Origin of the sequence: Streptomyces sp. NPDC101227 (assembly GCF_044767545.1) — a bacterium.
GTDB lineage: Bacteria > Actinomycetota > Actinomycetes > Streptomycetales > Streptomycetaceae > Streptomyces.
On the sequence record NZ_JBIWOD010000016.1, the window covers coordinates 160,978 to 185,412 of the forward strand.

Below are 24,435 nucleotides of genomic sequence, written 5' to 3' on the forward strand. Positions count from 1 at the left end.
GTCACCACTCGATGCCCCGCTGGCCCTTTTGGCCCGCGTCCATCGGGTGCTTGACCTTCGTCATGTCCGTCACCAGATCCGCGAAGTCCAGCAGCGGCTGCGGGGCGTTGCGCCCCGTGATGACCACATGCTGAGTGCCCGGGCGGTCGCGCAGCGCCGACACCACCTCCTCGGTGTCGATCCACCCCCACTTCAGCGGGTAGGCGAACTCGTCCAGCACCAGCAGCTTGTACGTCTCGGCCGCCAGATCCCGCTTGACCTGCTCCCAGCCCTCGCGCGCCGCGTCCTCACTGGAGGCGATGTCGCGCTGCACCCAGGACCAGCCCTCGCCCATCTTGTGCCAGGCGACGCTGCCGCCCTCGCCGGATTCGCCGAGCACCTTCAGCGCCCGCTCCTCCCCGACCTTCCACTTCGCCGACTTCACGAACTGGAAAACACCGACCGGCCAGCCCTGGTTCCATGCCCGCAGCGCCAGCCCGAAGGCGGCGGTGGACTTGCCCTTGCCCTGACCGGTGTGGACGAAGACCAGCGGGCGGTTGCGGCGCTGGCGGGTGGTGAGCCCGTCGTTCGGTACGACGGACGGCTGTCCCTGCGGCATTACGCGGCCTTCCTGTTGGGTTCAACGGCCTTACGGGGCCGAGCGGGCTTGCCCTGCGCGGTCCGTACGAGCGCGGAGACGTTGTCCGCGCGCAGTTCATCGAGGGTGACGACGGTGCCCTGCAACGACCGGGCCAGCTCGCCGGCCAGCCCCAGCCGGACCGGGCCCGCCTCGCAGTCCACGACCACCGACGCGGTGCCCTCGGCGGCCAGCAGCCCGGCCGCACGGCGGGCCCGCACCAGCGGCCCGCCCGTCGCCCGTCCACCACCGCTTCCCGAGGCGCTCTGCGCCGCCCCTGCCGATGCACCGGTCGCCCGTCCGTCCGTCACGACCACCAGCAGCGGACGCCGGGAGGGATCGCGCATCCGCTCCACCCGGAGCACCTCATGGGCCCGCAGCAGCCCCTCCGCCAGCGGCGTACGGCCCCCCGTCGGCAGCATCTCCAGCCGCGCCGCGCCCGCTTCCACCGAGGACGTCGGGGGCAGCGCCAGTTCCGCGCCCGTACCCCGGAAGGTGATCATGCCGATCTTGTCGCGCCGCTGATACGCGTCCAGCAGCAGCGACAGCACCGCGCCCTTGACCGCGCTCATCCGCTTGCGCGCCGCCATCGAACCGGACGCGTCCACGACGAACAGGACCAGATTGCCCTCCCGCCCCTCGCGCATCGCCTCGCGCAGATCGTCCCGGCGCACCACCAGACCCGGCCCGCTCCGCCCGCGCGCCCGCTGATGCGGCGCGGCGGCCTGCACGGTCGCCGCCAGGTGCAGCTTGCCGAGGGTGCCTCGGGGGCGCCGCGACCCGGTGGTACGGCCATGGGCGGTACGGGCCCGGGAGCGCCGCCCGTCGGCGCCCTCGCCAAGGCCCGGCACGTCCAGCCGGCGGGTGCGGAACGGCTCGGCGGCGCCGACGGCGGCCTGCTGCGCGGCGGGTACGGCGGCGGGCCGTTCGGTCTCGGCCGGCGGCTGCTCGGGGACGGGCGCCGGGTCGTCGCCGCCGTCCGCCTCGGGAGCGGCGGGCGGGGCCGTCTCCTGCCGGCCGCCGTCCTGAGGCGGCACCCCGCCGGGACCGGGCCCGTCCGGTCCGCCGCCGGGACCCTCGGGGCCGTCGGGCCCGCCGTCCGGCCCCTCCGGCTCGGGGTCGGGCTCGTCGTCGCCGTCCGCCCCGCCGAACTCCTCCAGCGTCTCGTCCAGCTTGTCCTCGTCCAGCCCCGGCGCGTCGAACGGGTTGCGGCGCCTGCGGTGCGGCAGCGCCAGCAGCGCCGCCTGCCGCACATCCTCCTCGTGGACCTCGGTCCGCCCCGCCCACGCGGCCAGCGCCGTCGCCGTCCGGGCCATCACGATGTCCGCGCGCATCCCGTCCACCTCGAACGCGGCACAGGTCGCGGCGATCTGGCGCAGCGCCGTGTCCCCGAGCCGCACGGACGGCAGCAGCGCCCGCGCCGCGACGATCCGCTCCCGCAGCGCCCGCTCCTCGTCCGCCCAGCGCGCCGCGAAGGCCGCCGGATCGTCGTCGTACGCCAGCCTGCGCCGCACGACCTCCACCCGCTGCGCCGGCTCCCGGGAGGCCGCGACCTCGACGGTCAGCCCGAAGCGGTCCAGCAACTGCGGGCGCAGTTCGCCCTCTTCGGGGTTCATGGTGCCGACGAGGAGGAAACGGGCGGCGTGGCGCACGGAGACGCCCTCGCGCTCCACGTAGGAGGCGCCCATGGCGGCGGCGTCCAGGAGCAGGTCGATCAAGTGATCGTGCAGGAGGTTGACTTCGTCCACGTACAGGATTCCGCGGTGCGCGTCCGCGAGCAGGCCCGGCTCGAAGGCCTTCACGCCCTCGGCGAGCGCCCGCTCGATGTCGAGCGCACCGACGAGCCGGTCCTCGGAGGCGCCCACCGGGAGCTCGACCATACGGGCCGGGCGGGAGGCGCCCGGGCCGCTCTCGTGCGGCCCGTCCGGGCACCGCTCGTCGGGCGCTGCGGGGTCGCAGCTGAAGCGGCAGCCCGCCACCACCGGCACCCCGGGCAGCAGATCCGCGAGCGCCCGCACGGCGGTGCTCTTCGCGGTGCCCTTCTCGCCGCGGACGAGAACGCCGCCCACGGCGGGGCTGACGGCGTTCAGCAGCAGCGCCAGCCGCAGGTCGGCCATGCCGACGACGGCGGTGAACGGGTACCGGGTGCTCATGTGGCGATCACTCCTTCGAGTGGCTTTCGTTCGTTGCCGGTCGAACTGATGGCTTGGTGCGGCATGCTTGTGCCCATGGCTCCGCGTATCCAGGGATGGCCCGCCGCTTCACGAGCACCTGGTGGAGCTCCTTCTCCGCTCCCCGCACCCGCGGGGACGGCGCGGCCGCAGGCGTTCACGGCGCCCCCGGAGGCACGAACGGCAGCCCCGCCGGCACCCCGTCCTCGATCAGCCGCAGCAGCGCGTCCGTGTCCGCATGCTCCTCGATCAGATCGCCGAGCCGGTCCAGCTGCTCCTCGCGCAGCGCGCCGAAGCTGGTGTCCGGGGCCGGTACGAACGCCCGGCCCGCATCGGCCGCCACCCGGCGCAGAAACGCCCGCCGGAAGCCGTCGCTCTCCAGCGAGCCGTGCCAGTGGGTGCCCCACACGGAGCCGACCCGGCAGCCGTCCAGGAACGCCTCCTCGCCGCCGGCCACCTCGGCCACGCCGTGGTGGATCTCGTACCCCTCCACCGGCTCGCCCAGCGCCTCGCCGACCGGCCGCGCGAGGGTCTTGCCGGTGGCGAAGCGCACCCGCACCGGCAGCAGTCCCAGCCCCTCGACCGTGCCCGCCTTCGACTCGACGTCGTCCTCGATGCGCTCACCCAGCATCTGGAAACCGCCGCAGATGCCCAGCACCGGGCGCCCCTCGGCGGCCCGCCGGGCGATCGCCGCGGCCAGCCCGCGCTCACGCAGCCACGCGAGCGCCCGGACGGTGCCGCGCGTCCCGGGGAGCACCACCAGGTCCGCGTCCGCCAGCTCCTCGGCGCGGTCCACGAAGCGCACCACCACGCCAGGTTCGGCGGCCAGCGCGTCCACGTCCGTGAAGTTGGACATCAGGGGCACGGCACACACCGCGACCCGCAGCACGTCCGCGCCGACCGGCGGCGCGACCACCGACTCGCGGACCGCCCCGCGCAGGGACACCCGCAGCCCGTCCTCCTCGTCGATGCCGAGCCCGTGCGCGTACGGCAGCACGCCCAGCGTCGGCCGCCCGCTCAGCCGCTCCATCATCTCCAACCCGGGCTCCAGCAGCGTCACATCGCCCCGGAACTTATTGACGAGATACCCCGCCACCAGCTCCTGATCCTCCTTGGACAGCAGCGCCGTGGTCCCGAAGAAGGAGGCGAAGACGCCGCCGCGGTCGATGTCGCCGACGATCACCACCGGGATCCGGGCCGCCCGCGCGATGCCCATGTTCACGATGTCGCTGCGCCGCAGATTGATCTCCGCGGGGCTGCCGGCGCCCTCGCAGATCACCGCGTCATGCGTACGGCGCAGCTCGGCGAGGCAGTCGGTCACCGTGCCCAGCAACTGCTCCTGCCTGCCCGCGTGGTAGCCCCGGGCGCTCAGCTCGCCCACCGGCTTGCCCATCAGCACCACCTGGCTGCTGCGGTCGCTGCCCGGCTTGAGCAATACGGGATTCATCAGCGCGGTCGGCTCCACCCGCGCCGCGGCCGCCTGCATCGCCTGCGCCCGCCCGATCTCCGCCCCCTCGCGCGTGACGAAGGAGTTCAGGGACATGTTCTGTGCCTTGAAGGGCGCCACCTTGACGCCCTGCCGGGCCAGCCAGCGGCAGATGCCCGCCGTCACCACGCTCTTGCCCGCGTCGGACGTCGTACCGGCCACCAGCAGGCCACCGCCCGGCCGGCCACCGCCGACCGCCGCGCCGGATGCGCTTCCCCGCCCGTCGCCCCGCCCGTTTCCTCGCCCGTTCACCGGCGCTTCCTCCCGCTCTCGCTCCTGTGCCGTGCCGCGCCGACCGCCAGCCGTCCCGCGACCGTCGCCGCCAGCGCCAGCACGCTCACCCGGCGCGAGAGCCGCACCGCCCGCTCGATGTCGTCCGTACCGGGCGGCGGCGCCTGGCCGTTGAGCACCGGGCGGTGCTCGACCCGTCCGCCGTACGCCAGGGTGCCGCCCAGCCGCACCCCGAGCGCGCCCGCGAACGAGGCCTCCACCGGGCCCGCGTTGGGGCTGGGATGCGCGCCGCCGTCGGCCCGCCACGCCCGCAGCGCGCCGCGCCGGTCGGGGCCCGCGAGGACGGTCAGCGCGGCGGTAAGCCGCGATCCGGGCCAGCCGGCCACATCGTCGAGCCGGGCCGACGCCCAGCCGAACCGCCGGTAGCGGGGCGATTTGTGGCCCACCATCGCATCCAGGGTGTTCACCGCGCGGAACGCCACCAGACCGGGCACTCCGCCCAGCGCACCCCACACCAGGGCGCCCACCACCGCGTCCGAGGTGTTCTCCGCGACCGACTCCACCACCGCGCGGGCCATCCCCGGCCCGTCCAGCGCCTGGGGATCGCGGCCGCACAGATGCGGCAGCCGCTCGCGCGCCACGTCCAGATCGCCCGCCTCCAGCGCGCCGCCGACGGCCCGCGCCTCCCGGCCGAGCGAGGTGCCGCCGAGCACCGCCCAGACGGTGGCCGCGGTCAAGGCGGCCCGCGCCGGGGCCCTGCCTCCCAGGGCGCGCTGCAGGAGTGCGGCACCGGCCGCCGCGCCGCCCGCGCACAACACCGCGTGCGCCGTCCCGTATCCGCGATGGTCGCGCCACAGCCGGCGCTCGAGCGCTCCCGCGACCCGGCCGAACGCGGCCACCGGATGGCCGCGCCGGGGATCGGCCGCGATCAGGTCGCCGAGAAAGCCGAGGGCCGCGCCGCACGCATATCCCGCGTGTTCGCCGCGCATCGGATCAGGCCGCCGTCAGGCCTCGGAGGGACACGGCGACGGCGGGGCGAGGGCATCTCGAACGGCGGCCGGGCATGGTGATATGTCCTCACTCAGGGTCCGCGCCCTGGCTCGACGTGACGGCGACGAGAGTCTCCTGGCTCCCGGATCGGCGCTTCCCCCGGCCTTCCAGCCCGTACGCGGCGGCCCCTGCGGGCATCCGCGCGGACCGTGGCCGTCGCTGGAGGAGCGCTCCCCGGTGACAGTGGCGGGACCGCGCCGGATTCTCACCGGACTTCCTCATCTGTCGCCGAATGGCCCGGGCAGTCCACCACGCCCCGCGAATGCCCGTCAACTCACCCTTGACCTGCGAAGCAGCCCTGTGGCAGGGGCTGTGGCGCGGGCCACAGGGTGGTCGGTGCGTCACCGACGGTTGCCCCTGGGCCTGATCCCGCGTCACTATCTGGTGCACGGTGGGCAATGGGGCCCGCCGGAAGGGGGGCCGGGGGATGTCGGGCAGTGCCGACCGTCGAGAGGGCGGTCAGGAAAACGGTCAGGAGAACGGCCGGGAGAGCGGCCAGGAGATCCGCATCAGGATCACGGGCACCAACGATGCGGAGCGGGACGCCGCGGACCTGCGGGCCTGGCTGGAACGGGAGCCGTGGCTGACCCAGCGGCGGCACAACTGGACGCAGCGGCCCAGGCCGGCGGGCGAGAGCGGGGGCGGCGACGAGTCCGGCCCGGCCGATATGGCCGTCGGCGTGGACGACCTGATCCTGGTCGTCGTCGGCGCGGTCGCCGCGGAGATCACCAAGAGCCTGACCATCGCCCTGCAGGAGTGGCTGCGCAGGCGCAGGGAGGACCGCGCCGACGGCGAGGAGCCCTCCGTCACGGTCGGCGAGGGGGACGGCGGACTGCGCGAGCTCGGCCCCGAGGGCGGCAGCACCGCCGGGGACTGAGCGGATGCCCGAATACGACGCACGGGGCAAGGTCAACCGGGCGCTGCTGATCTGTGTCAGCGACTACAAGCATCTGCGCCCGCTGCGCGCGGTGAAGGACAACGCCGAGAAGCTCAAGGGCGTCCTGACCGATGCCGGCACCGACCTGTTCACCGAGGACGAGGTCCGCATCTGCCGGACCCAGGAACCATGGGAGGTCCAGCAGGAGCTGGACGCCGTCACGAGCGAGGCGCGCGGACTGCTGCTGGTCTATTTCTCCGGCCACGGACGGGTCGGCCCGGACGGCGGCGATCTCCAGCTGATGGTCGGCACCTCACAACGGCGCCACAAGACCGTCTCCTGGAGAGACGTGGTGCTGCGCTACCTGGACAACGCGCGGGCCGACCGGATCGTGATCATCCTGGAGTGCTGCTACGCCGGAAACGCCGGCGAGGCCTTCCACCTGTGCCGCAAGCCCATGTCGCTGCTGATGGCCGCGCAGCCCAACCGCCGTATTTTCAGCGGCGACGAACCGGCCGGCGGCAGCGTCTTCACCCGCGCCGTGGTGCGCGTCCTCGAACGCGGCATACCGGGCAAACGCTTCGTCGCCTTCGACGATCTCGTCCAGGAGCTGCGCGGCGAGCTCGCCGGCGAGCGGACCCCGATGGACGACGTCTGGCAGCCCCGCTCGGCCAAGCAGAACACCACCGACGACGTCATCCTCTCCTTCGCCACCCCCGAGGCCCGGCCCCGGACCCCGCTGCGCATCCGCTTACGCCGCTGGCTCAATGCGTACACCCGGCACTGGCTCAGGCTCCTCCTCGTCCTCGCGATCATCTTCGTACCGGCCACCACGGGCGTCGTCCTGCTGAACCTCCCCGGCGACCCCCCGGCCTGCCCGCCCGCCCTCGAACTGCGGCTGCTCACCGCCCCGGAAGCCGAATCCACCCTGCGCCGGGCGGCCTTCGACTACGAGACGTCCGACGCCAACACCCGCCCCCTGGACGGCGAGGGCGACTACCCCGACGGCTGCCGGCGCGCCCAGATCACCGTCTACTCCGCCGCCAAGGACCAGGTCGACCAGGGCTTCGCCGCCGCCGACCGCTGGCAGGGCGAGGCGCAGGGCACCGGCAAGGGACGGCCGGACGGCAAGGGCACCGACCCCCTCTACCGGCCGGGCCCGCAGCCCGACCTGTGGATCCCCGAGTCCACCGCCGACTACGACGAGGCCCGCCGCGGGATGCCCGCGACCGGCTCCCCGGCGGCCCTGCACAACACCGGCCCGGTCGCCTACACCCCGCTGGTCGTCGGCATCCCGACGAACAAGCGGCTGGCCGACGTCGAACCGGGCAGCGCCTCCTGGCGGGACCTGCTCACCGGCACCGACGGCAAGCACCGCGACCTCAGACTCCTGCGGCCCAGCCCCGTCCTGTCCGGTACCGGCCTGCTGCACACCATCGGCCTCTACCTCGCCAACGACGGTTCCGCCATCGGCTCCTCGGACACACCTGACCCCGCCCCGACGCTCGCCGACAAGGCCGAGAGCCGGCTCTCCGCCCCGGGCAGCCAGTACGCGGGCAGCACCGAGCTGCTGTGCTCGCTGCGGCCCGACGCCAACGACCCGGACGGCGCCGCCAAGGCCGGCTCCGGCGCCGCCGCCACCTCCGCGCCGCTGGTCTCCGAGAAGTCCCTCGCCGACTTCAACCTGGGCCGCGCCACCGGGAGTTGCCCGGCTCTGGCGTCCCCGCCCCCGCTCCGCGAGCGCTACGACGCCTACTACCCCAAGAACGTCCCGGCCCTCGACCACCCCCTCATCCGGGTGGACTGGCGCGGCGACGCCGACGCCACCGCCCGGCGGGCCGCCGTCGAGAGCTTCGCCCGGTGGCTCCGCGACCCGGACGGCGGCCAGCGCACCCTCACCGCACAGGGCTACCGCGGGGTGCCGGGGAAGAACGGCGCGATGCCGCGGCCGGCGAAGGGCTCGCCGCTGCTCGACAGCCGCGCCCAGACCGATCCGCACGCCCCCGTCGTCCCCTTCACGGCGGACCCGGAGCAGGTCGCCAAGGTGCTGGACGGCTACAACAAGGCCCAGAAGTCCAGCCAGTTGCTGATCCTGATGGACACCTCCACCTCCATGGCGGACGGCGGCAAGCTCTCCGTCGCCGGCAGCGCGGCGAGCCGGGCCCTGGAGATGGTCGGCGCCCACCACACGTACGGGCTGTGGACCTTCCCGGACCGCGCGCATCCCGGCGACCCCGACGCCGTACGCGAGGTGGTCCCGCTCGGCACCGCCGACCCGGCCCGGGGAAAGGCCGCACTGGAACGGATCGCGGGCGGCGAACTCGTCGACCACGGAGCCGCGATGGAGGAGGCGCTGACCGCCGCGGTACGGGCGATGAAGAAGGCCAAGGGCACCAGCAACGCCATCGTGCTCATCCTCGACCAGGACGACGGTGCCGGATCGCGGCGCGCCCCGGGCGTGGAGAAGACGCTCACCGAGCTGCTGAAGAGCGGCCCCGATGTACCGGTGCTGACGCTGGCGATGGGCTGGTCCGGGTGCGACTCCTTCGCCCTCCAGTGGCTGGCCGGCGCCTCCAAGGGCCAGTGTGTGCCCGGCGGCCCCGGGGCCCCCGATCAGCTCGCCGGTTTCGTCGCCTCGATCGGCACCGCAGCAAAGGGGTACCAGTGACCGCATCGCGCACCGTCCTGACCGCCGCGCTGGCCTGTCTGACCCTGGTGGCGGCCGGCGGCTGTACGTCGGAGGCCGGGCCCGTTACGGAGAAGGGCGCGATCGTGCTCGCCACCGGCAGCGACCTCTCCAGCTCCGGCGTCCGCCAGGACCTCATCCACGCCTTCGAGCGGCGCACCGGCCACGCGGTGCGGATCGTCAAACTCCCCGACACCGCCGACGGCCAGCGCAGCCAGCTGCTGGCGGCCGGCCAGTCCGGCAACGGCGGCTACGACGTCCTCAACATCGACGTCACCTGGACCGCGGAGTTCGCCGAGGCGGGCGTCATCCGCCCCTGGGGCACGAGCCTGGACGGCGACTTCCTCCGTTCCGTCGTCAAGACCACGGAGTACGACCACAAGGTCTGGGGCGTGCCCTTCAACACCGACGCGGGGCTGCTCTATTACCGCAGCGACATCCTGCACGACTTCGGGCACGACGGCCCCCCGGCCAACTGGGGGGAGCTGCAGGACTGGGCCTACCAGGCCGCGAGCGGGTACAACCGCAAGGCCGCCAAGGCCGCGAAGGGCGGGAAGAAGCCGCCCAGGATGTACGGCATGGTCGCCCAGCTGCGGCCGTACGAAGGGCTGACCGTCAATGCCCTGGAGGCCGCCTGGGCCGCGGGTGGCGACCCGGAGGCCACCAGTTTCACCAAGGGCGCGCAGGTCGGCTCGCTCCAGCAGGGCGTCGGCGACCTCAAGCTCCGGCTCGACGCGATCATGCCGCACGAGGTCACGACGATGGACGAGACGGAGAGCCGCCGCTGGTTCGCCGACGGGCGCGCGCTGTTCATGCGCAACTGGCCGGTCGAGTACGCCTCGGTCGCCGAGAAGCTCACCCCCGGCAAACAGTTCGACGTCGCCGAGCTGCCGGCCCGCCCCTCCGACGGCAAACGGATATCCGTCCTGGGCGGCCAGAACCTCGCGATCTCCGTGCACAGCACCCGCCCCGAGGGCGCCCGCGCACTGATCCAGGCGCTGACCAGCCCGAGCAGCGAGCGCTGCCTCCTGGAGCGCGGTTTCGCCGCGACCCGTGACTCGGCCTACCGGCACGGGGCGGACGCGCCCGCCTGCCCGCTGCCGCCCGGGGACGCCGAGCGCGGCGAGCGGGGCGCCGGCGGCTCGCCGGCGCAGCAGCCGGGCCAGGAACCGCCGTACACCCGGACGCTGTACGCGGCCCTGCGGGCGGCCGAGCCCCGGCCGCGCAGCGCCCACTACCAGACGTTCAGCAAGGTCGTGCAGATCCGTGTCTCCGAGTATCTCGGCAGCCCGGGCGGCACGTCCATCGCCGACAAACTGGCCAAGGAAGCGGACGAGGCGCTCAGCGGCCGGGGGGATCCCCGCGGCCACTGAGCGCCTCTTTGCCGTGCTGTGAAGGAGCAGGGCTCCCGGCCGGTCGCCGGGGGCCCTGCCCGCTTTCTCAGGCGGCGACGATCAGATAGATGCCGTACGCCACGGCCGCCGCGCACAGCGCGAAGGCGGCCACCGCACCGGTCCGTGCGCCGACGCCGGGCCCGGTGGCCGTGGCCGTGTCGCCCGGCCCGCCCGGCGTGCGGGACGTACCGACGATGCCGACGGTGAACAGACCCACGATCCCGACCGTCACCGCGAGCGTGACGCCGAAGACCTGGCCGAGAGCTGCCCAGTCGATGCTCATTGTGTTCCCTGTCCTTGTTTCCGTGGTTTCCGTGTCCCGTGTCCCGCGTCCCGTGCGGGAGGTCGGCGTCAGCGGGCGGCCGCGGTCTTCTTGCGTGCCGCGGGCGGGGTCGGAGGGGCGTCCGCGGCGGCCGCCGGGGCCGCCGGGGCCGGCGCGTCGGAGACGTCCGGCTCGGTGGCCGGCTCGGTGGCCGACTCGGTGTCCGGCGCGGTGGCCGGCGCGGTCATGGAACCCGCCGGGGGAGGGGAGACGGTCTGCAGCGCGGCGGTCACCACGCCCACCGGCTCGGCGGCCGGGCCGTCGTTGACATTGGTGTGGTCGATGGGCTTGCGCCGGGAGGCGGCCCAGATCGCGCCGCAGACACCGAGACCGAGGACGGCGACCGCCGCCACGCCCCAGCTGCCCTGCTTGGCCAGGAACGCGGCGCCCGCCGCGACCAGACCGGCCGCCGGCAGCGTCAGGCCCCAGGCCAGGACCATCCGCCCGGCCGTCGACCAGCGCACCACGCCGCCCTTGCGGCCCAGGCCCGAACCCATCACGGCACCGGAGCAGACCTGGGTGGTGGAGAGCGCGAAACCCAGGTGCGAGGAGGCCAGGATGGTGGCCGCCGCGCCGGTCTGGGCGGCGAAGCCCTGCGGCGGCTGGATGTCGGTGATGCCCTTGCCCATCGTGCGGATGATCCGCCAGCCGCCCAGGTACGTGCCGAGCGCGATGGCCATGCCCGCGGAGGCGATGACCCACAGCGGCGGGTCGGCGTGCGGGGCGACCACCCCGCCGGTGATCAGCGCGAGGGTTATCACGCCCATCGTCTTCTGCGCGTCGTTGGTGCCGTGCGCGAGGGAGACCAGGGCGGCGGAGGCGATCTGGCCCGCGCGGTAGCCCTTGGCGGTGTCCGCCTCGTCGCGGTGGCGGGTCAGCCGGTAGGTGAGCCGGGTCGCGGCCATCGCGGCGAGACCCGCGACGATCGGCGCGGCCACCGCCGGGATGAGGACCTTCATCACCACGGCGCCGCCGTGCACGCCGCCCGTGCCCACCGACACCAGCGTCGCGCCGATCAGACCGCCGAAGAGGGCGTGGGAAGAACTGGAGGGGAGGCCCGCGAGCCAGGTCAGCAGGTTCCAGACGATCGCGCCGACCAGACCGGCGAAGATCACTTCAGGTCTGATGCCGGCGCTCTCGTCGATGATCCCCCCGGAGATGGTCTTGGCCACCTCCACGGACAGGAACGCACCGACGAGGTTGAGGACTGCCGACATCGCCACCGCGGTCTTGGGTCGCAAGGCCCCGGTGGAGATGGTGGTGGCCATTGCATTGGCCGTGTCGTGGAAGCCGTTCGTAAAGTCGAACACCAAGGCCGTGACGATCACGATCCCGATGAGAAGCGTGATGTGTTCCATTCACCCAGGCAATCAGTTCGATGGTCAGTGTCGCTGGGACCGTACGGAGAGTTGGTGAACGGAAAGTGAACTGCGTGGGGCTCGATAGTGACACCCCCGCATGGTTCACACGGAGGTGCCTCCGGTGTCACTTCCGCATCACCTGTTGGCAAACTTCCTGAGCTGGGCCGCCGACCCGCTTCAGCGGTCCCGGGCGCCCGTCGGCGCGCCCGGCGGCGGCCTCGGCTATCGCCCGGCGCGCGGGCCGGGGCGGCGACGGCCGGGGAGGGCGGGGGCGGGGGAGCGAGGGGCGGCGGGTGTGCGGGCGGCGGCGGGTCGCGGCGCGTCCGAGGGCGCCGGGCGGGCCGTCGGATGCCGTGCGGTGCGGGTCGGGCTCACGGGCCATGGGTCCCCTTCGAGTTGGTGACGGTATGCCGGCTCAGCAACTCATGCCCGACGCTAACGGCCGACCAGCGCAAGACGGCCGATATCAGGCCAATCACCACAGACACGCCAGTAGCCCCATATGGCGGATACCGGACATGTGTGCCCCTGCCGTATCGTGCCCCCGCCTGCCCGTACGGTGGCGCGCACGCAGTCGCCCCTCGGCAGTTCTGCCGCCACCGCGCCGGAGGACACCATGCCCGAACCCACCGCCCGCCCGCCGCACGACCCCACCACCCACCTGGCGAGGAGCCACCCCGACCGCATCGCCGACGCCTGGAGCGAGCTGGTCGCCACCGCCCGCCGCACCGTCGCCGACGGCCTGGTCGTCGGCACCTCCGGCAATGTCTCCTGCCGCCTCAAGGACCTGATCCTGGTCACGCCCACCGGCGTCCCCTACGACCGCCTCGGCCCCGGCGACACCACCGCCGTCGATCTCGACGGCCGCCAGATCATCGGCTCCCTGCGCCCCACCAGCGAACTCCCCATGCACCTGGCGGTCTACCGCGCCACCCCGGCCACCGCCGTCGTCCACACCCACGCGCCGTACGCCACCGCCGTCTCCACCCTCGTCCCCGAGCTCCCGCCGATCCACTACATGGCCGGCGCCCTCGGCGGCGCGGTCCGGGTCGCCCCGTACGCCCTCTACGGCACCGACGAACTCGCCGCGAACATGCTCGACGCGCTGCGCGACCGCACCGCCTGCCTCCTCCGGAACCACGGCACCATGGCCTACGGGAACAGCCTCGACCAGGCCCTGGACCGCACCGCCCAGCTGGAATGGATGTGCCGGGTCTGGCTCACCGCGAGCTCCCTGCCGGGACATACGCCCAGCCTGCTGTCGCCGGCCCAGCTCGACGAGGCCCGGGAGAAGCTCCGCGGCTACGGCCGCCACGACTGACCCTTCCCCAAGCTCTCAACTGCGTTCGAGCAGGGGAGACCCCGATTCCGCCGCCCGCGGCCCATCCCGCGTCGCGCCCGCCCCGCCGCCGTCACCCGCCCGCTCCCGCCCCACTGGCCGCACCCGGCGCCCCTTTGCACACTGGAAAGATGCGAAGGGGTACAGCGGCGGCCGTGGCAGCCATGACCGTGCTCGGCGCCGGGGCGGCCGCCGTGGCGGTCGGCCGGTATGCCGGCGATGTTGCCCTGAAACCGCCCCCCGATCGCCCCCTGCCCGGCGACTCCCGCCTCACGGTTCACTCCGTCACCGACGATCTGATCACCCTGACCCGCAGCTTTGAGTCCCTGCGGCCCGGCGTCTACGGCCTCACCGGCGCCGGCTGCCACGCCGAGATCGGCCCCGTCGTCCACGGCACCCCGCACGCCCCCGACACGGTCGTCCGCCGCCTGACGCGCGTCACCCACGGCACCCTGCGGCCGGGCCTCCGGATGCGGCTGACCCCGCAGGTGCACATCGGCAACCCCCGCGACGCCCTCGGCGCCGACAGCGCCGACGTCGACATCCCCGGCGAGCTCGGCCCCCTCCCCGCGTGGTTCGTCCCCGGCGTCCGCGACACCTGGGTCATCACGGCACACGGCCTGGGCACCACCCGCGAACACCCCATGATCGTCATGCCGTTCCTGCGCCGCTACCGCCTCCCGGTCCTCGACATCGCCTACCGCAACGACCTCGGCGCACCGGCCACCACCGACGGCATCAACCACCTCGGCGACGCCGAATGGCGCGACCTGGACGCCGCCATCCGCTACGCGGTCCGCTACGGCGCCCACGACGTCGTCCTCTACGGCTGGTCCACCGGCGCCACCATGGCGCTGCGCGCCGCCGGCCACTCCGCGCTGCGCGGCCGGATCAGCGGCCTCATCCTGGACTCGCCGGTCCTCGACCGGCACGCCACCGTCCGCGCGCTGGCCGCCGCCCGGGGGGTCCCGCGCGCCCTGCTCCCGCTGGTCGTCCGCGCCGCCGAAGGCATCACCGGGCTGCCCGTCCACCGCCCCGCCGACGCCGTCGACCCGGCCACGCTGACCGTCCCCACCCTCCTCTTCCACGGCCCGGACGACACCATCGCCCCCTGGGCCGCCTCGCGATCCTTCGCCGCCCGCCGGACGGACCTGATCACCCTTCAGCCCGTCCCGCACGCCCCGCACGCCGCGATGTGGAACGCCGACCCGCCCCGCTACGAAGAGGCCCTGCGCCGATTCCTGACCCCGCTGATGTGACCGGGCCGCTTCGGTGACCGGCGGGTATACGGGGGGACAACTCCGCACATCAGGGATGGGCCGGCGAGGCGGCGCGGCCCCGCAAGATCGCAAGAAGGGTTCCGATTGGGCTTTCGGGCCGTCAGCGGCAACACTGCTCCTGTGACGTCCCGTACTCCGCGCGACTCCCGGCTCCGACTCGTCTCCGGTCAACCGATTGCGGCCGCCCGCCGGGCGGTGAGCACCCGGGCCGCCCGTCCGGCGCCCCGCCCGCCCGCCGGCACCCCCGCCGCGGGGGAACTGGCCCGTCAGGCCCGCGCCGTCCTGGCCGGCGCGGCCCGCCTCGGCCGCTGGGCCGACGGCCCCGGCGCCGCCGGTACCGGCCTGCGGGCCGGTCCCGACGGAGCCCTGCCGGACGCCGCCGTGGAACGCGCCGCCGGGGACCTGGGACTGACACCGCACCAGGTCCGCGCCGACTGGGACCGCGCCCGGCTCGCCGGCCTGATCGAACTGCACGGCGGCGTCGCCCGCCCCGGCTGGCGGCTGCGCGCCTGGGACCGCGACGACACCGCCGCACTGCGCGGCTGGGTCGCCCTCTTCGACGCCTGGTCGCTGGCCCGCCCGGCCCCGCCCGGCGCCGGTCCCGCCATCGTCGCCGAAGTCGTCGAGGCCGTACCGCAGTTGCTCTCGCTGCTGTATCTGTCGGCCGGGCCCGTACGGCTGCCCGTCCTGCTCGACATGCTCGAACAGCGCGTCGCCGAGCTGCGCACCGAGCGCTGCGAGGTCCCCTACGGACAGGACGTGGCCGACGCCGACGGGTCCGGGGGGACGGTGAACGACGCCGCGGGGGCCTCGCTCGCCGCACTCCTGAACTGGGCGCTGGGCGCACTGACGACGGTGGGCGCGATGGTCCCCCCGGGCGGCGCGCCGGGCGACGCCCAGGACGGTGCGTACGAGGAGTCCTACGACAGCGACGAGGCCCGGCTGACGCCGCTGGGCAACTGGTCGGTGTGGGTCAAGCTGGAGCGGATCTGTGTGGCCGCGCAGAGCACGGCGGGCCACATCGAGCAGTCCGCGGAGGCGATGCTGCGCGGCTGCGCCCGGCTCACCCCGGGCCCGGCCCGTGCGGAATACCGTGCCTGGCTCGCCGCCCGCGCGATCGGCGCCGCCGTCGAGGAGCTGCTGACCGTGGCCCGCGGCGAGGACGCGCTGCTGCGTGGCCTGGCCTTCGAGGCGCTGCGCGCGGTCGGCGCCCCCGCCGAACCGGCCGTCCGCGCCGCCGCCGACGAGCCGGCGCTGCGCCCCTACGCCCTGCTGTGGCTGGTCGAGCACGAGGGCGGCGACCCGGAGACCGCGCCCGATGTGCTCACCCGTGAGGAGTCGACCTGGCTGTGGGTGGACACCGCGGCGGCCGTCGCGGACCACGGCGAGACCCAACTCCTGGTCCGGCACCTCGACTCGGCGGTCCAGGGCTCGGTGCCGCGCCTGCTGGCGGAGGTACGCGCCGTCGGCCACCCCCGCACCGTGCAGGTGCTGGTCGCCCTGGCCGCGGCACACCCCGACCCGGCGCTCGCCAAGGCCGTGCGGCGCGCGGCGTTCCAGGTGCACACGGGCGGCGCGTAAGAGTCCGGCCGGGGGCCTCATGACGGGGCGCCCGGCCGGTACGTCCCGAAGCTCCAGATGTTGCCCTCGCGGTCCCGCGCCATGTAGTCGCGCGAGCCGTACTGCTGGTCCGCGGGCGGCATCAGGATCTCCGCCCCGGCCGCCTCGGCCCGCGCACAATGCGCGTCGGTGTCCTCGACCACCACGTACACGGCGCAGGGACCGGCGCCGGCCATCGCCTCGTCGAAGGCCCCGCCGTGCCCCTTGGACCCCAGCATCACCCGGCCGTTCCCGTACGACAGCTCGGCGTGCGCCACCATGCCGTCCGCGCCGTCGTACACCGCCTCCGCCACGAACCCGAAGGCTTCCGTCAGCTGACGGATCGCCGCCCGGGCATCGCGGTAGAGCAGCGCCGGAAACACCGTGGGCGCACCCGTCGTCACACCCGTCATCGCTCTCACCGTCCCTCTCATGACGCCGTATGGAGACCTGTGTCCGAGACCCGTGTCCGAGACCCGTGTCCGAGACCTCTGCCCGAGACCTGTGTCACAGTCTCGCAGCGGGGTCTGACAATGCCCCGGAAACCGGCCGTGACCAGCGGATACCACGTCAGGGGAAAAGCGCTTGCCCAACACCGTTAGACTGCCTGTATGGCAGTTCTCCTTTGGGTTCATTAGACGGCGCTGACCGCTCTCGGACCGTCCGTCCAACCCGCCGTCTTCCTGCCCTGGAGTTTTTTCCGTGATCACCGCCTCCGGCCTTGAGCTGCGTGCCGGCGCCCGAATCCTCATCGAGTCCGCTTCCTTCCGTATCGCCAAGGGCGACCGCATCGGCCTGGTCGGCCGCAACGGCGCCGGCAAGACCACCCTCACCAAGGTGCTGGCCGGCGAGGGCATCCCCGCCGCCGGCACGGTCACCCGCTCCGGCCAGGTCGGCTATCTGCCGCAGGACCCGCGCACCGGTGACATGGACGTGCTCGCCCGCGACCGCATCCTGTCCGCCCGCGATCTGGACTCCGTGCTGCGCAAGATGCGCGAGAACGAGGACCGGATGGCCAACGGCAAGGGCGCCACCCGCGACAAGGCGATGAAGAAGTACGAGCGCCTGGAGACCGAGTTCCTGACCAAGGGCGGGTACGCCGCCGAGGCGGAGGCCGCGACCATCGCCGCCAGCCTCGGCCTGCCCGACCGCATCCTCGGCCAGCCCCTGCATACGCTCTCCGGCGGTCAGCGCCGCCGCGTCGAGCTGGCCCGGATCCTCTTCTCGGACTCCGACGTCCTGCTCCTCGACGAGCCGACCAACCACCTCGACGCCGACTCCATCGTCTGGCTGCGCGATTACCTCAAGACCTACCGCGGCGGCTTCATCGTGATCTCGCACGATGTCGACCTGGTCGAGACCGTCGTGAACAAGGTGTTCTACCTCGACGCCAACCGAGCGGGCATCGACATCTACAACATGGGCTGGAAGCTCTACCAGCAGCAGCGCGAGGCCGACGAGAAGCGCCGCAAGCGCGAGCGGGCGAACGCCGAGAAGAAGGCCGCGGCGCTCAACTCCCAGGCCGACAAGATGCGCGCGAAGGCCACCAAGACCGTCGCCGCGCAGAACATGGCCAAGCGCGCCGACAAGCTGCTCGCCGGCCTGGAGGCGGTGCGCGCCTCCGACAAGGTCGCCAAGCTGCGCTTCCCGGACCCGGCGCCGTGCGGCAAGACGCCGCTGACGGCCGAGGGCCTGTCCAAGTCCTACGGCTCCCTGGAGATCTTCACCGACGTCGACCTGGCGATCGACAAGGGCTCCCGGGTCGTGATCCTGGGCCTCAACGGCGCCGGCAAGACCACGCTGCTGCGGCTGCTGGCCGGCGTCGAGCAGCCGGACACCGGCGAGGTCCGCCCCGGCCACGGCCTCAAGCTGGGCTACTACGCCCAGGAGCACGAGACGCTGGACCCGGACCGTACGGTCCTGGAGAACATGCGCTCGGCCGCCCCGGACATGGACCTGGTCGCGATCCGCAAGACGCTGGGCTCCTTCCTCTTCTCCGGCGACGACGTCGACAAGCCCGCCGGCGTCCTCTCCGGCGGCGAGAAGACCCGCCTCGCCCTGGCCACGCTGGTCGTCTCCTCGGCCAATGTCCTGCTCCTCGACGAGCCCACCAACAACCTCGACCCCGCCAGCCGCGAGGAGATCCTCGGCGCGCTGCACACCTTCACCGGCGCGGTGGTCCTGGTGACGCACGACGAGGGCGCGGTGGACGCCCTCGAACCGGAGCGGATCATCCTGCTGCCCGACGGCGTCGAGGACCTGTGGGGCCAGGACTACGCGGACCTGGTCGCGCTGGCCTGACCGTAGCGAGACGGCCGTATGGATCATGCGGTCTGGATCATTCGGCCTAGGCGTGATCCATCATCTGTGTGAGAACGGCTCGTACATCGGCGAGTCTGCACGGCACGGCCGGGCCCAGGCGGGCCCGGCCGTCACCTTTTCGGCCGTATCTTCCGGCAGCGCCCCTGACCTGCCGCTTTTCGGCGAATTCGGCGAGCGGGCGGCCCGCCGGACGGGCGGAATGCGTAATTCCGGGCGGGTCGGCGACGCATCCGGCGGCAATTCATGTCGTACCGACCTTGCGGAATGGGTGGCCAGGAAGCCGGGGAGGGGTGATCATGAGAGTCCAGAGCGCACTTCCCACGAGGAGGCACGGGTGGCCGAGACTCTGAAGAAGGGCAGCCGGGTAACCGGCGCCGCGCGCGAGAAGCTCGCGGCAGACCTGAAGAAGAAGTACGACTCCGGAGCGAGTATCCGGGCGCTGGCCGAGGAAACCGGTCGCTCCTATGGATTCGTGCACCGGATGCTCAGCGAATCCGGTGTGATCCTGCGCGGTCGAGGCGGAGCCACCAGGGGCAAGAAGGCCGCTTCGGCCTGACGCCCGCGACTCCGGGTAGTAACGGTTCTCCCCCCGGTCGGCCGAACTGTCGGCCGGGAGGTTACCGTTCAGTCACTTACGCACGAAGGTGCGGTCGGCTGACCCGGAGGCGCTCCATGACTCTGCTCGACAAAGACGGTGTGCGGCTCACCGTGGACGACACCATCGCCACGGTGACCCTCGCCAATGAGGCCAAGCGCAATGCGCAGTCGCCGGCCATGTGGCGGGCGCTGGCCGAGGCGGGTTCGCTGCTGCCGGGAAACGTACGGATCGTGGTGCTGCGCGGTGAGGGCAAGTCCTTCTCCGCGGGTCTCGACCGGCAGGCGTTCACTCCGGAGGGTTTCGACGGCGAGCCGTCGTTCATCGATCTGGCGCGCGGTGCGGACAGTGAACTGGACGCCACGATTGCCGAGTACCAGGAGGCGTTCACCTGGTGGCGGCGCACGGATCTGGTGTCGATCGCCGCCGTACAGGGGCACGCGATCGGCGCGGGCTTCCAGCTCGCCCTCGCCTGCGATCTGCGGGTCGTCGCCGAGGACGTGCAGTTCGCGATGCGGGAGACCAGTCTGGGCCTGGTGCCGGACCTGACCGGTACGCATCCCCTGGTCGGGCTGGTGGGTTACGCCCGCGCGCTGGAGATCTGCGCCACCGGCCGCTTTGTGCACGCCGCCGAGGCCGAGCGGGTGGGCCTGGCCAACCTGGTGGTGCCCACCGGCGAACTCGACGGTGCGGTGGCCGACCTGGCGGCCGCGCTCGTCGCCGCGCCGCGGGACGCCGTCATCGAGACCAAGGCCCTGCTGGCCGGCGCCGCGGGCCGTACGTACGAGGAGCAGCGCACCGCGGAGCGGGCGGCCCAGGCGCGCCGGCTGCGCGATCTCGCCGGGCTGGGGGAGTAGCCCCCGGCAGCGGTACGGCATGCCGGCGCCCGGCCGCGCGGACGTCTTCGGCCGTCCCCCGGCCGGGCGCTCATGCGTGGTCGCCGACGGCCGTGACCAGCACGGCGACCGTCTCCGGGGCGGGTGTCGCGGCCGCCACGGCGGCCCGTACGGCCCGTGCGACGTCCAGCGCGCGATGACCGGGCGCGGTCGCCAGCTGGATGAGGGCATGACCCTCGCTGAGCCGGACGGGGCGGGCGAGGCCGCCGAGCGCGGGGGCGAGGCGGGCGACGCCCGGGACGCCCAGGACGACGGCGGCGAGCCCCTCCGGCGAGTCCTGCGGGGTTTCCCTGGGGGCGTCCGGCGGGGCGGGGCCCTCCGGGGGCGCGGGTGGCGGGGGCGTCCCGGCCGGGTCCAGAAGCCCGCTGACCCGCAGGTCCACCGGGCCCACCACCAGGCCCAGCTCCCGGTCCGATGCCTCCAGCAGGGCCGCGCGCAGTCGGTCGGCGGTCTCGGGGAGGGGGCGGTCACCGGGCGCGGCGAAGTCCGCCATGATGCGCAGCGGGCCCGGCGGCAGCGCGCTCGAGGGCGACGGAACGGCCGGTTCCGGCGCGGTACCGGGCTCCGCGACCGTCAGCCGCAGGGCGCCGAGCCGTGCGCCGGCCGGTGCGCCCACGGTCCTTCGCAGCGCCGCGGTGGCCGCCTGCTCGGTGATCCATGAGCCGTCCGCGGGCCCGCCCAGGGGCAGTACCCGGCCGATGCCGAGCTGCTGTCGTACGGCCGGCGCCAACTGGTTCACGGTCACCCCGCTCACCCCTTCTCCAGGACGATGTCCCCAGCCTGCCGCAGTCCGGCCCGGCGGGCCCGGTGGTCGGCGCACGCGGCCGTATGGAGCACTCCGCTGCCGTATATCGGGCCATACCGCAAAAAATGGACCTAATGTGTAAATCGGAGCGGACGGTAATGTCCGCCCGGCCTTCCGTCCGGTTCCCTCGACCCCCCTGATCTCCCGGATTCCCCAAGATCCTCCCGATTCCCCCGCCCCCTCTGACGACACCTCCGAAAGGGACGAACGGCGATGAGCGAGAGCCAGCAGATGTCGGGCGGTGCGAAATCGCCGCTCCAGCGGGGCGGCGGTGACCCCGCATCCCGAGGGCGCACCACCATCGCCGACGGCGTCGTGGAGAAGATCGCCGGGCTGGCGGCCCGCGATGTCGTGGGCGTCCACGCCATGGGCAGCGGCTTCGCGCGAACGCTGGGGGCCGTGCGGGAGCGGGTGCCCGGCGGCGGCAAGTCCTCCGCGACGCGCGGGGTGAAGGCCGAGGTCGGCGAGGTGCAGGCCGCGCTGGACCTGGAGATCGTGGTCGACTACGGCGTCGCCATCGCCGATGTCGCCCGCACCGTCCGGGAAAACGTCATCTCCGCCGTCGAACGGATGACGAGCCTGGAAGTCGTCGAGGTCAATATCGCGGTGAGCGATGTCAAGCTGCCCGACGAGGAGGACGAAGAGGAACAATCGGAACCGCGGATTCAGTGACGGGGTCCGGCCGCGGTAGCGGGACCCGACCGGAGTGAGCGCGAAGGAGCGCACGATGAGCATGGCCGTGGTCGGCCTTCTGACCGGCATGGCGCTGGGCTTCGCCGGATACTTCGGCGGGTTCGGAGCGTTCGTCCTGGTGGCGGCGCTGGGCGCCATCGGGTTCGTGGCGGGCAAATTCCTGGACGGGGATCTGGAGCCCGGCGATTTCTTCCATGCGCGGACCGGCGACCGCGACAGCCGGCGGCGGTGAGCCCGGGTGGCGACGGTTCCGGCCGCCGCGGACTCTGCCGTACCGGCGGCGGAGCGGGGCGCGACCATCATCGCGGACCGGGTGGTGGCGAAGATCGCCGCACAGGCGGCGCGTGAGGCGCTGCGTGAGACGGCTCCCACCGATCCCACCGACGCCCATGCGACGGTCGCCGTCCGCCGGCGCGACACCCGGCGGCACTTCGGCGAGGCCCGGGTGAGGGTCGCCGTCGAGCTGGGCTATCCCTCCGACATCGGCGCGCAGTGCGGTGTGGTGCGTCGTCAAGTCGCCGAACGGGTAAGGGCGTTGGCGAACATGGAGGTGCCGGAGGTCGCGGTGGAGGTGGAGCGTCTGCACTCCCCGCTGCTGGACGGCGGGGCCCGGGAAAGGGTGCGATGAGCGACGACGACGCGCAGCCGCCGGAGACCGGACGGCTGCCCACGCTCGAGAAACGGCCGGGCGGCGGGGACGGACTGCGGCAGTCCGCATCGGCCGCGGCATATACCCACCACGGCGACGACGGCCGCTCCCGGCGCCCCTGGTCGGCCCGGCGGGTACCGGCCGCGCTGGTCGCCCTGGTGCTGCTCGGCGCCCTGGGCCTGCTGCTGTACGACGTGGCCGCGGTGCGGGCCGGCCGCCCCGCCATGGCCTGGCGTAGCTGGCTCGCCCGTCAGCTGGCCACCCGTCACCTGGACAGCCCCTGGCTACTGGGCGCCGCGGTGGCCGCAATGCTGATCGGGATCTGGCTGATCGTGCTGGCCCTCACGCCCGGCCTGCGCAAGGTGCTGCCGATGCGCCGCACCGCCCCCGGCATCCGGGCCTGCCTGGACCGGTCGGCCGCCGCCCTGGTGCTGCGCGACCGCGCCATGGAGGTCGCCGGGGTGCAGTCCGTACGGATGACGGTCGGCCGCCGCCGGGCCAAGGCGCGGGCCTTCGCGCACTTCCGGGAGCTGGACGAGGTCCGCGGCGACCTCGACACGGCGCTCGGCGACGGCCTCGAACAGCTGGGGCTGGCCCATGGTCTGCATCTGACCGTCGATGTACGGCGCCCGAGGAACCCGAAGAAGGGGTGAGCAAACGATGCGCAGGGTACGCACGGGCACCAACCGGGTGCTGCTGGGCCTGGCCGGTGCGGTGCTGCTGGGGACCGGCGCGGCGGTGTTGATGGGCGGGCTCGGCCTGCCCGCCGAATGGCACCTCGGGCTGCCCGCCGGCTGGCCCTGGACGCGCCCCGGTGAGGTGCTGCTGTCCCGGGAGGACCGCACCCGGTGGACGGACCAGGGCTGGTGGTGGCCCGCCGTCATCGCCGTCCTGGCCGTGCTCGTCCTGCTCCTGCTGTGGTGGCTGGTGGCCCAGCTCCGCCGGCACCGGCTGGGGGAGATCCTCGTCGACAGCGGGGACGGCGAGGGCGCCGTGCTGCGCGGCCCGGCGCTGGAGGGCGTGCTGGTGGCCGAGACCGAGGCGCTGGAGGGCGTGGAGGGGGCCGCCGCGCTGCTGACCGGAGGCCGTACGCAACCGCGGGTGCGCGCCGTCCTGTCGCTCGCCCCGCACGCCGACCCCGGCACGGTCGTGCTGCGCTTCGCGCACGAGGCGGTGGCGCACGCCCGCGGCTCGGCGGGGCTGGAACGGCTGCCGGCGAAGGTGCGGCTGCGGGCGGTGCGGCACCGGGCGGAGCGGGTCAGCTGACCGGGTGCTCCCCGCCCCGCGCCGCACCCCCGTCGCGGGTCAGAACCCGTGCCGCGCCCCGCCGTCCACCGGCACCATCACCCCGGTGACATACGACGCCGCCGGCGAGAGCAGGAACGCCGCGGCGCGGCCGAACTCAGCGGGGGTGCCGTAGCGGCCGAGCGGGATCGACGCGGCGTTGCGGGCGCGCGAGCCCTCGGGGTCGCCGGAGAGGGCGTCGAGCTGGGTCATCCGGTCGGTGGCGATGCGGCCGGGCAGCACGCCGACGACGCGGATGCCGCGCGGGCCGAGCTCGTTGGCGAGGGACTTGGCGAAGCCGGCGAGGCCGGGGCGCAGGCCGTTGGAGATGGTCAGGCCGCCGATCGGCTCGTACACGGAGCCGGACAGGACGAAGCCGATGACGCCGCCTTCCTCGAGTTCGGCGGCGGCGGTGCGGGCGAGGCGTACCGCGCCCAGGAAGACCGACTCGAAGGCGGACTGCCACTGTTCGTCGGTGTTGTCGGCGGCCGTGCCCGGGGCCGGCCCGCCGACGCTGATCATGACGCCGTCCAGGCGGCCGAAGCGCTCGCGGGCGGCGGCCACCAGGCGGGCGGGGGCGTCGGCGTCGGCGTTGTCGGCGGCGGCGCCCAGGGCCCGCTCGCCCAGGGAGGCGGCCGCCGCGAGGGCGCTCTCCTCGGTGCGGCCGGTGATCACCACGTTGGCGCCGTCAGCGACCAGCTCGCGGGCGGTGGCGAAGCCGAGGCCGCGGGTGGCTCCGGTGACGATGAATGTCCGGTCGGTAAGTCCAAGATCCATGG

At 73.7% G+C, this 24,435-nt stretch carries 23 protein-coding genes and 1 riboswitch; of the genes, 14 read left to right on the forward strand and 9 right to left on the reverse strand.

All coding sequences use genetic code 11. From position 1 onward, the window contains the following. Position 1: 1 nt before the first annotated feature. From cobO to ACIRPT_RS31000, 4 genes are all read right to left on the reverse strand, one after another. Complete coding sequence (gene cobO / locus ACIRPT_RS30985) at positions 2 to 598, reverse strand: cob(I)yrinic acid a,c-diamide adenosyltransferase (RefSeq protein ID WP_403833052.1); 597 nt, start codon at positions 596 to 598, stop codon at positions 2 to 4. Further along, the gene (locus ACIRPT_RS30990; protein WP_403833054.1) at positions 598 to 2,769 is read right to left on the reverse strand and encodes a putative cobaltochelatase; all 2,172 of its coding nucleotides are present in this window, start codon (positions 2,767 to 2,769) and stop codon (positions 598 to 600) included. Before ACIRPT_RS30990 ends, cobO begins: the two co-directional genes overlap by 1 nt. Positions 2,770 to 2,944: 175 nt before the next feature. Beyond that, entirely contained in the window at positions 2,945 to 4,435 is a 1,491-nt protein-coding gene (locus ACIRPT_RS30995) for a cobyric acid synthase (RefSeq protein WP_403833177.1), read from the reverse strand. A gap of 86 nt (positions 4,436 to 4,521) precedes the next feature. Continuing rightward, complete coding sequence (locus ACIRPT_RS31000) at positions 4,522 to 5,493, reverse strand: cobalamin biosynthesis protein (RefSeq protein ID WP_403833056.1); 972 nt, start codon at positions 5,491 to 5,493, stop codon at positions 4,522 to 4,524. Between the two features lie 129 nt (positions 5,494 to 5,622). Further along, a riboswitch (cobalamin riboswitch) is annotated at positions 5,623 to 5,776 on the reverse strand. Positions 5,777 to 5,981: 205 nt separating this feature from the next. Between ACIRPT_RS31000 and ACIRPT_RS31005 the strand changes: the two genes are divergently transcribed. From ACIRPT_RS31005 to ACIRPT_RS31015, 3 genes are read left to right on the forward strand one after another with little or no spacing between them, the layout of a single operon-like run. Continuing rightward, on the forward strand, positions 5,982 to 6,431 hold the full coding sequence (locus ACIRPT_RS31005; RefSeq protein WP_403833058.1) for a hypothetical protein: 450 nt from the start codon (positions 5,982 to 5,984) through the stop codon (positions 6,429 to 6,431). Between the two features lie 4 nt (positions 6,432 to 6,435). Next, the gene (locus ACIRPT_RS31010; protein ID WP_403833061.1) at positions 6,436 to 9,099 is read left to right on the forward strand and encodes a caspase family protein; all 2,664 of its coding nucleotides are present in this window, start codon (positions 6,436 to 6,438) and stop codon (positions 9,097 to 9,099) included. Beyond that, positions 9,096 to 10,490, forward strand: coding sequence for an extracellular solute-binding protein (locus ACIRPT_RS31015; RefSeq protein ID WP_403833063.1), 1,395 nt, complete (start codon positions 9,096 to 9,098; stop codon positions 10,488 to 10,490). Before ACIRPT_RS31010 ends, ACIRPT_RS31015 begins: the two co-directional genes overlap by 4 nt. Positions 10,491 to 10,557: 67 nt before the next feature. Here the strand turns inward: ACIRPT_RS31015 and ACIRPT_RS31020 are convergent, their stop codons facing one another. Together ACIRPT_RS31020 and ACIRPT_RS31025 are read right to left on the reverse strand one after the other, a co-directional pair. Continuing rightward, positions 10,558 to 10,794 (reverse strand): hypothetical protein, encoded by a 237-nt coding sequence (locus ACIRPT_RS31020; RefSeq protein WP_403833066.1) that lies wholly within the window; start codon positions 10,792 to 10,794, stop codon positions 10,558 to 10,560. A 68-nt stretch (positions 10,795 to 10,862) separates the two neighbouring features. Next, on the reverse strand, positions 10,863 to 12,191 hold the full coding sequence (locus ACIRPT_RS31025) for an anion permease (RefSeq protein ID WP_403833069.1): 1,329 nt from the start codon (positions 12,189 to 12,191) through the stop codon (positions 10,863 to 10,865). A gap of 619 nt (positions 12,192 to 12,810) precedes the next feature. Here ACIRPT_RS31025 and ACIRPT_RS31030 point away from each other — a divergent pair. From ACIRPT_RS31030 to ACIRPT_RS31040, 3 genes are all read left to right on the forward strand, one after another. Then, positions 12,811 to 13,515 (forward strand): class II aldolase/adducin family protein, encoded by a 705-nt coding sequence (locus ACIRPT_RS31030; RefSeq protein WP_403833072.1) that lies wholly within the window; start codon positions 12,811 to 12,813, stop codon positions 13,513 to 13,515. Between the two features lie 149 nt (positions 13,516 to 13,664). Then, positions 13,665 to 14,792 (forward strand): alpha/beta hydrolase, encoded by a 1,128-nt coding sequence (locus ACIRPT_RS31035; protein ID WP_403833074.1) that lies wholly within the window; start codon positions 13,665 to 13,667, stop codon positions 14,790 to 14,792. Positions 14,793 to 14,933: 141 nt separating this feature from the next. After that, complete coding sequence (locus ACIRPT_RS31040) at positions 14,934 to 16,394, forward strand: hypothetical protein (RefSeq protein ID WP_403833077.1); 1,461 nt, start codon at positions 14,934 to 14,936, stop codon at positions 16,392 to 16,394. 17 nt (positions 16,395 to 16,411) lie between these two features. Here ACIRPT_RS31040 and ACIRPT_RS31045 read toward each other — a convergent pair whose 3' ends face one another. Beyond that, positions 16,412 to 16,825 carry a VOC family protein gene (locus ACIRPT_RS31045; protein WP_403833080.1) on the reverse strand — a complete coding sequence of 138 codons (414 nt, stop codon included), beginning with the start codon at positions 16,823 to 16,825 and terminating at the stop codon, positions 16,412 to 16,414. Between the two features lie 289 nt (positions 16,826 to 17,114). Between ACIRPT_RS31045 and abc-f the strand changes: the two genes are divergently transcribed. From abc-f to ACIRPT_RS31060, 3 genes are all read left to right on the forward strand, one after another. After that, the gene (gene abc-f / locus ACIRPT_RS31050; RefSeq protein ID WP_403507396.1) at positions 17,115 to 18,713 is read left to right on the forward strand and encodes a ribosomal protection-like ABC-F family protein; all 1,599 of its coding nucleotides are present in this window, start codon (positions 17,115 to 17,117) and stop codon (positions 18,711 to 18,713) included. A 355-nt stretch (positions 18,714 to 19,068) separates the two neighbouring features. Beyond that, a complete protein-coding gene (locus ACIRPT_RS31055; protein ID WP_030366669.1) occupies positions 19,069 to 19,290 on the forward strand; it encodes a helix-turn-helix domain-containing protein in 222 nt (73 codons plus the stop codon). Positions 19,291 to 19,406: 116 nt separating this feature from the next. After that, the gene (locus ACIRPT_RS31060) at positions 19,407 to 20,186 is read left to right on the forward strand and encodes an enoyl-CoA hydratase/isomerase family protein (protein ID WP_403833082.1); all 780 of its coding nucleotides are present in this window, start codon (positions 19,407 to 19,409) and stop codon (positions 20,184 to 20,186) included. 70 nt (positions 20,187 to 20,256) lie between these two features. Here ACIRPT_RS31060 and ACIRPT_RS31065 read toward each other — a convergent pair whose 3' ends face one another. After that, positions 20,257 to 20,970, reverse strand: coding sequence for a hypothetical protein (locus ACIRPT_RS31065; RefSeq protein ID WP_403833179.1), 714 nt, complete (start codon positions 20,968 to 20,970; stop codon positions 20,257 to 20,259). Positions 20,971 to 21,243: 273 nt separating this feature from the next. On the opposite strand from ACIRPT_RS31065, the gene ACIRPT_RS31070 reads away from it, so the two are divergent. From ACIRPT_RS31070 to amaP, 5 genes are read left to right on the forward strand one after another with little or no spacing between them, the layout of a single operon-like run. Further along, on the forward strand, positions 21,244 to 21,702 hold the full coding sequence (locus ACIRPT_RS31070) for an Asp23/Gls24 family envelope stress response protein (protein WP_403833084.1): 459 nt from the start codon (positions 21,244 to 21,246) through the stop codon (positions 21,700 to 21,702). Between the two features lie 55 nt (positions 21,703 to 21,757). Continuing rightward, positions 21,758 to 21,955 (forward strand): hypothetical protein, encoded by a 198-nt coding sequence (locus ACIRPT_RS31075; RefSeq protein ID WP_403507404.1) that lies wholly within the window; start codon positions 21,758 to 21,760, stop codon positions 21,953 to 21,955. A gap of 6 nt (positions 21,956 to 21,961) precedes the next feature. Beyond that, positions 21,962 to 22,351 (forward strand): hypothetical protein, encoded by a 390-nt coding sequence (locus ACIRPT_RS31080; protein WP_403833088.1) that lies wholly within the window; start codon positions 21,962 to 21,964, stop codon positions 22,349 to 22,351. After that, positions 22,348 to 23,025 (forward strand): DUF6286 domain-containing protein, encoded by a 678-nt coding sequence (locus ACIRPT_RS31085; protein ID WP_403833090.1) that lies wholly within the window; start codon positions 22,348 to 22,350, stop codon positions 23,023 to 23,025. The genes ACIRPT_RS31080 and ACIRPT_RS31085 overlap by 4 nt, the downstream gene beginning before the upstream one ends. A gap of 7 nt (positions 23,026 to 23,032) precedes the next feature. Continuing rightward, positions 23,033 to 23,638 carry an alkaline shock response membrane anchor protein AmaP gene (amaP, locus tag ACIRPT_RS31090; protein WP_403833093.1) on the forward strand — a complete coding sequence of 202 codons (606 nt, stop codon included), beginning with the start codon at positions 23,033 to 23,035 and terminating at the stop codon, positions 23,636 to 23,638. Between the two features lie 39 nt (positions 23,639 to 23,677). Here amaP and ACIRPT_RS31095 read toward each other — a convergent pair whose 3' ends face one another. Then, the gene (locus ACIRPT_RS31095; RefSeq protein WP_403833095.1) at positions 23,678 to 24,433 is read right to left on the reverse strand and encodes an SDR family oxidoreductase; all 756 of its coding nucleotides are present in this window, start codon (positions 24,431 to 24,433) and stop codon (positions 23,678 to 23,680) included. Between the last annotated feature and the right edge of the window lie 2 nt (positions 24,434 to 24,435).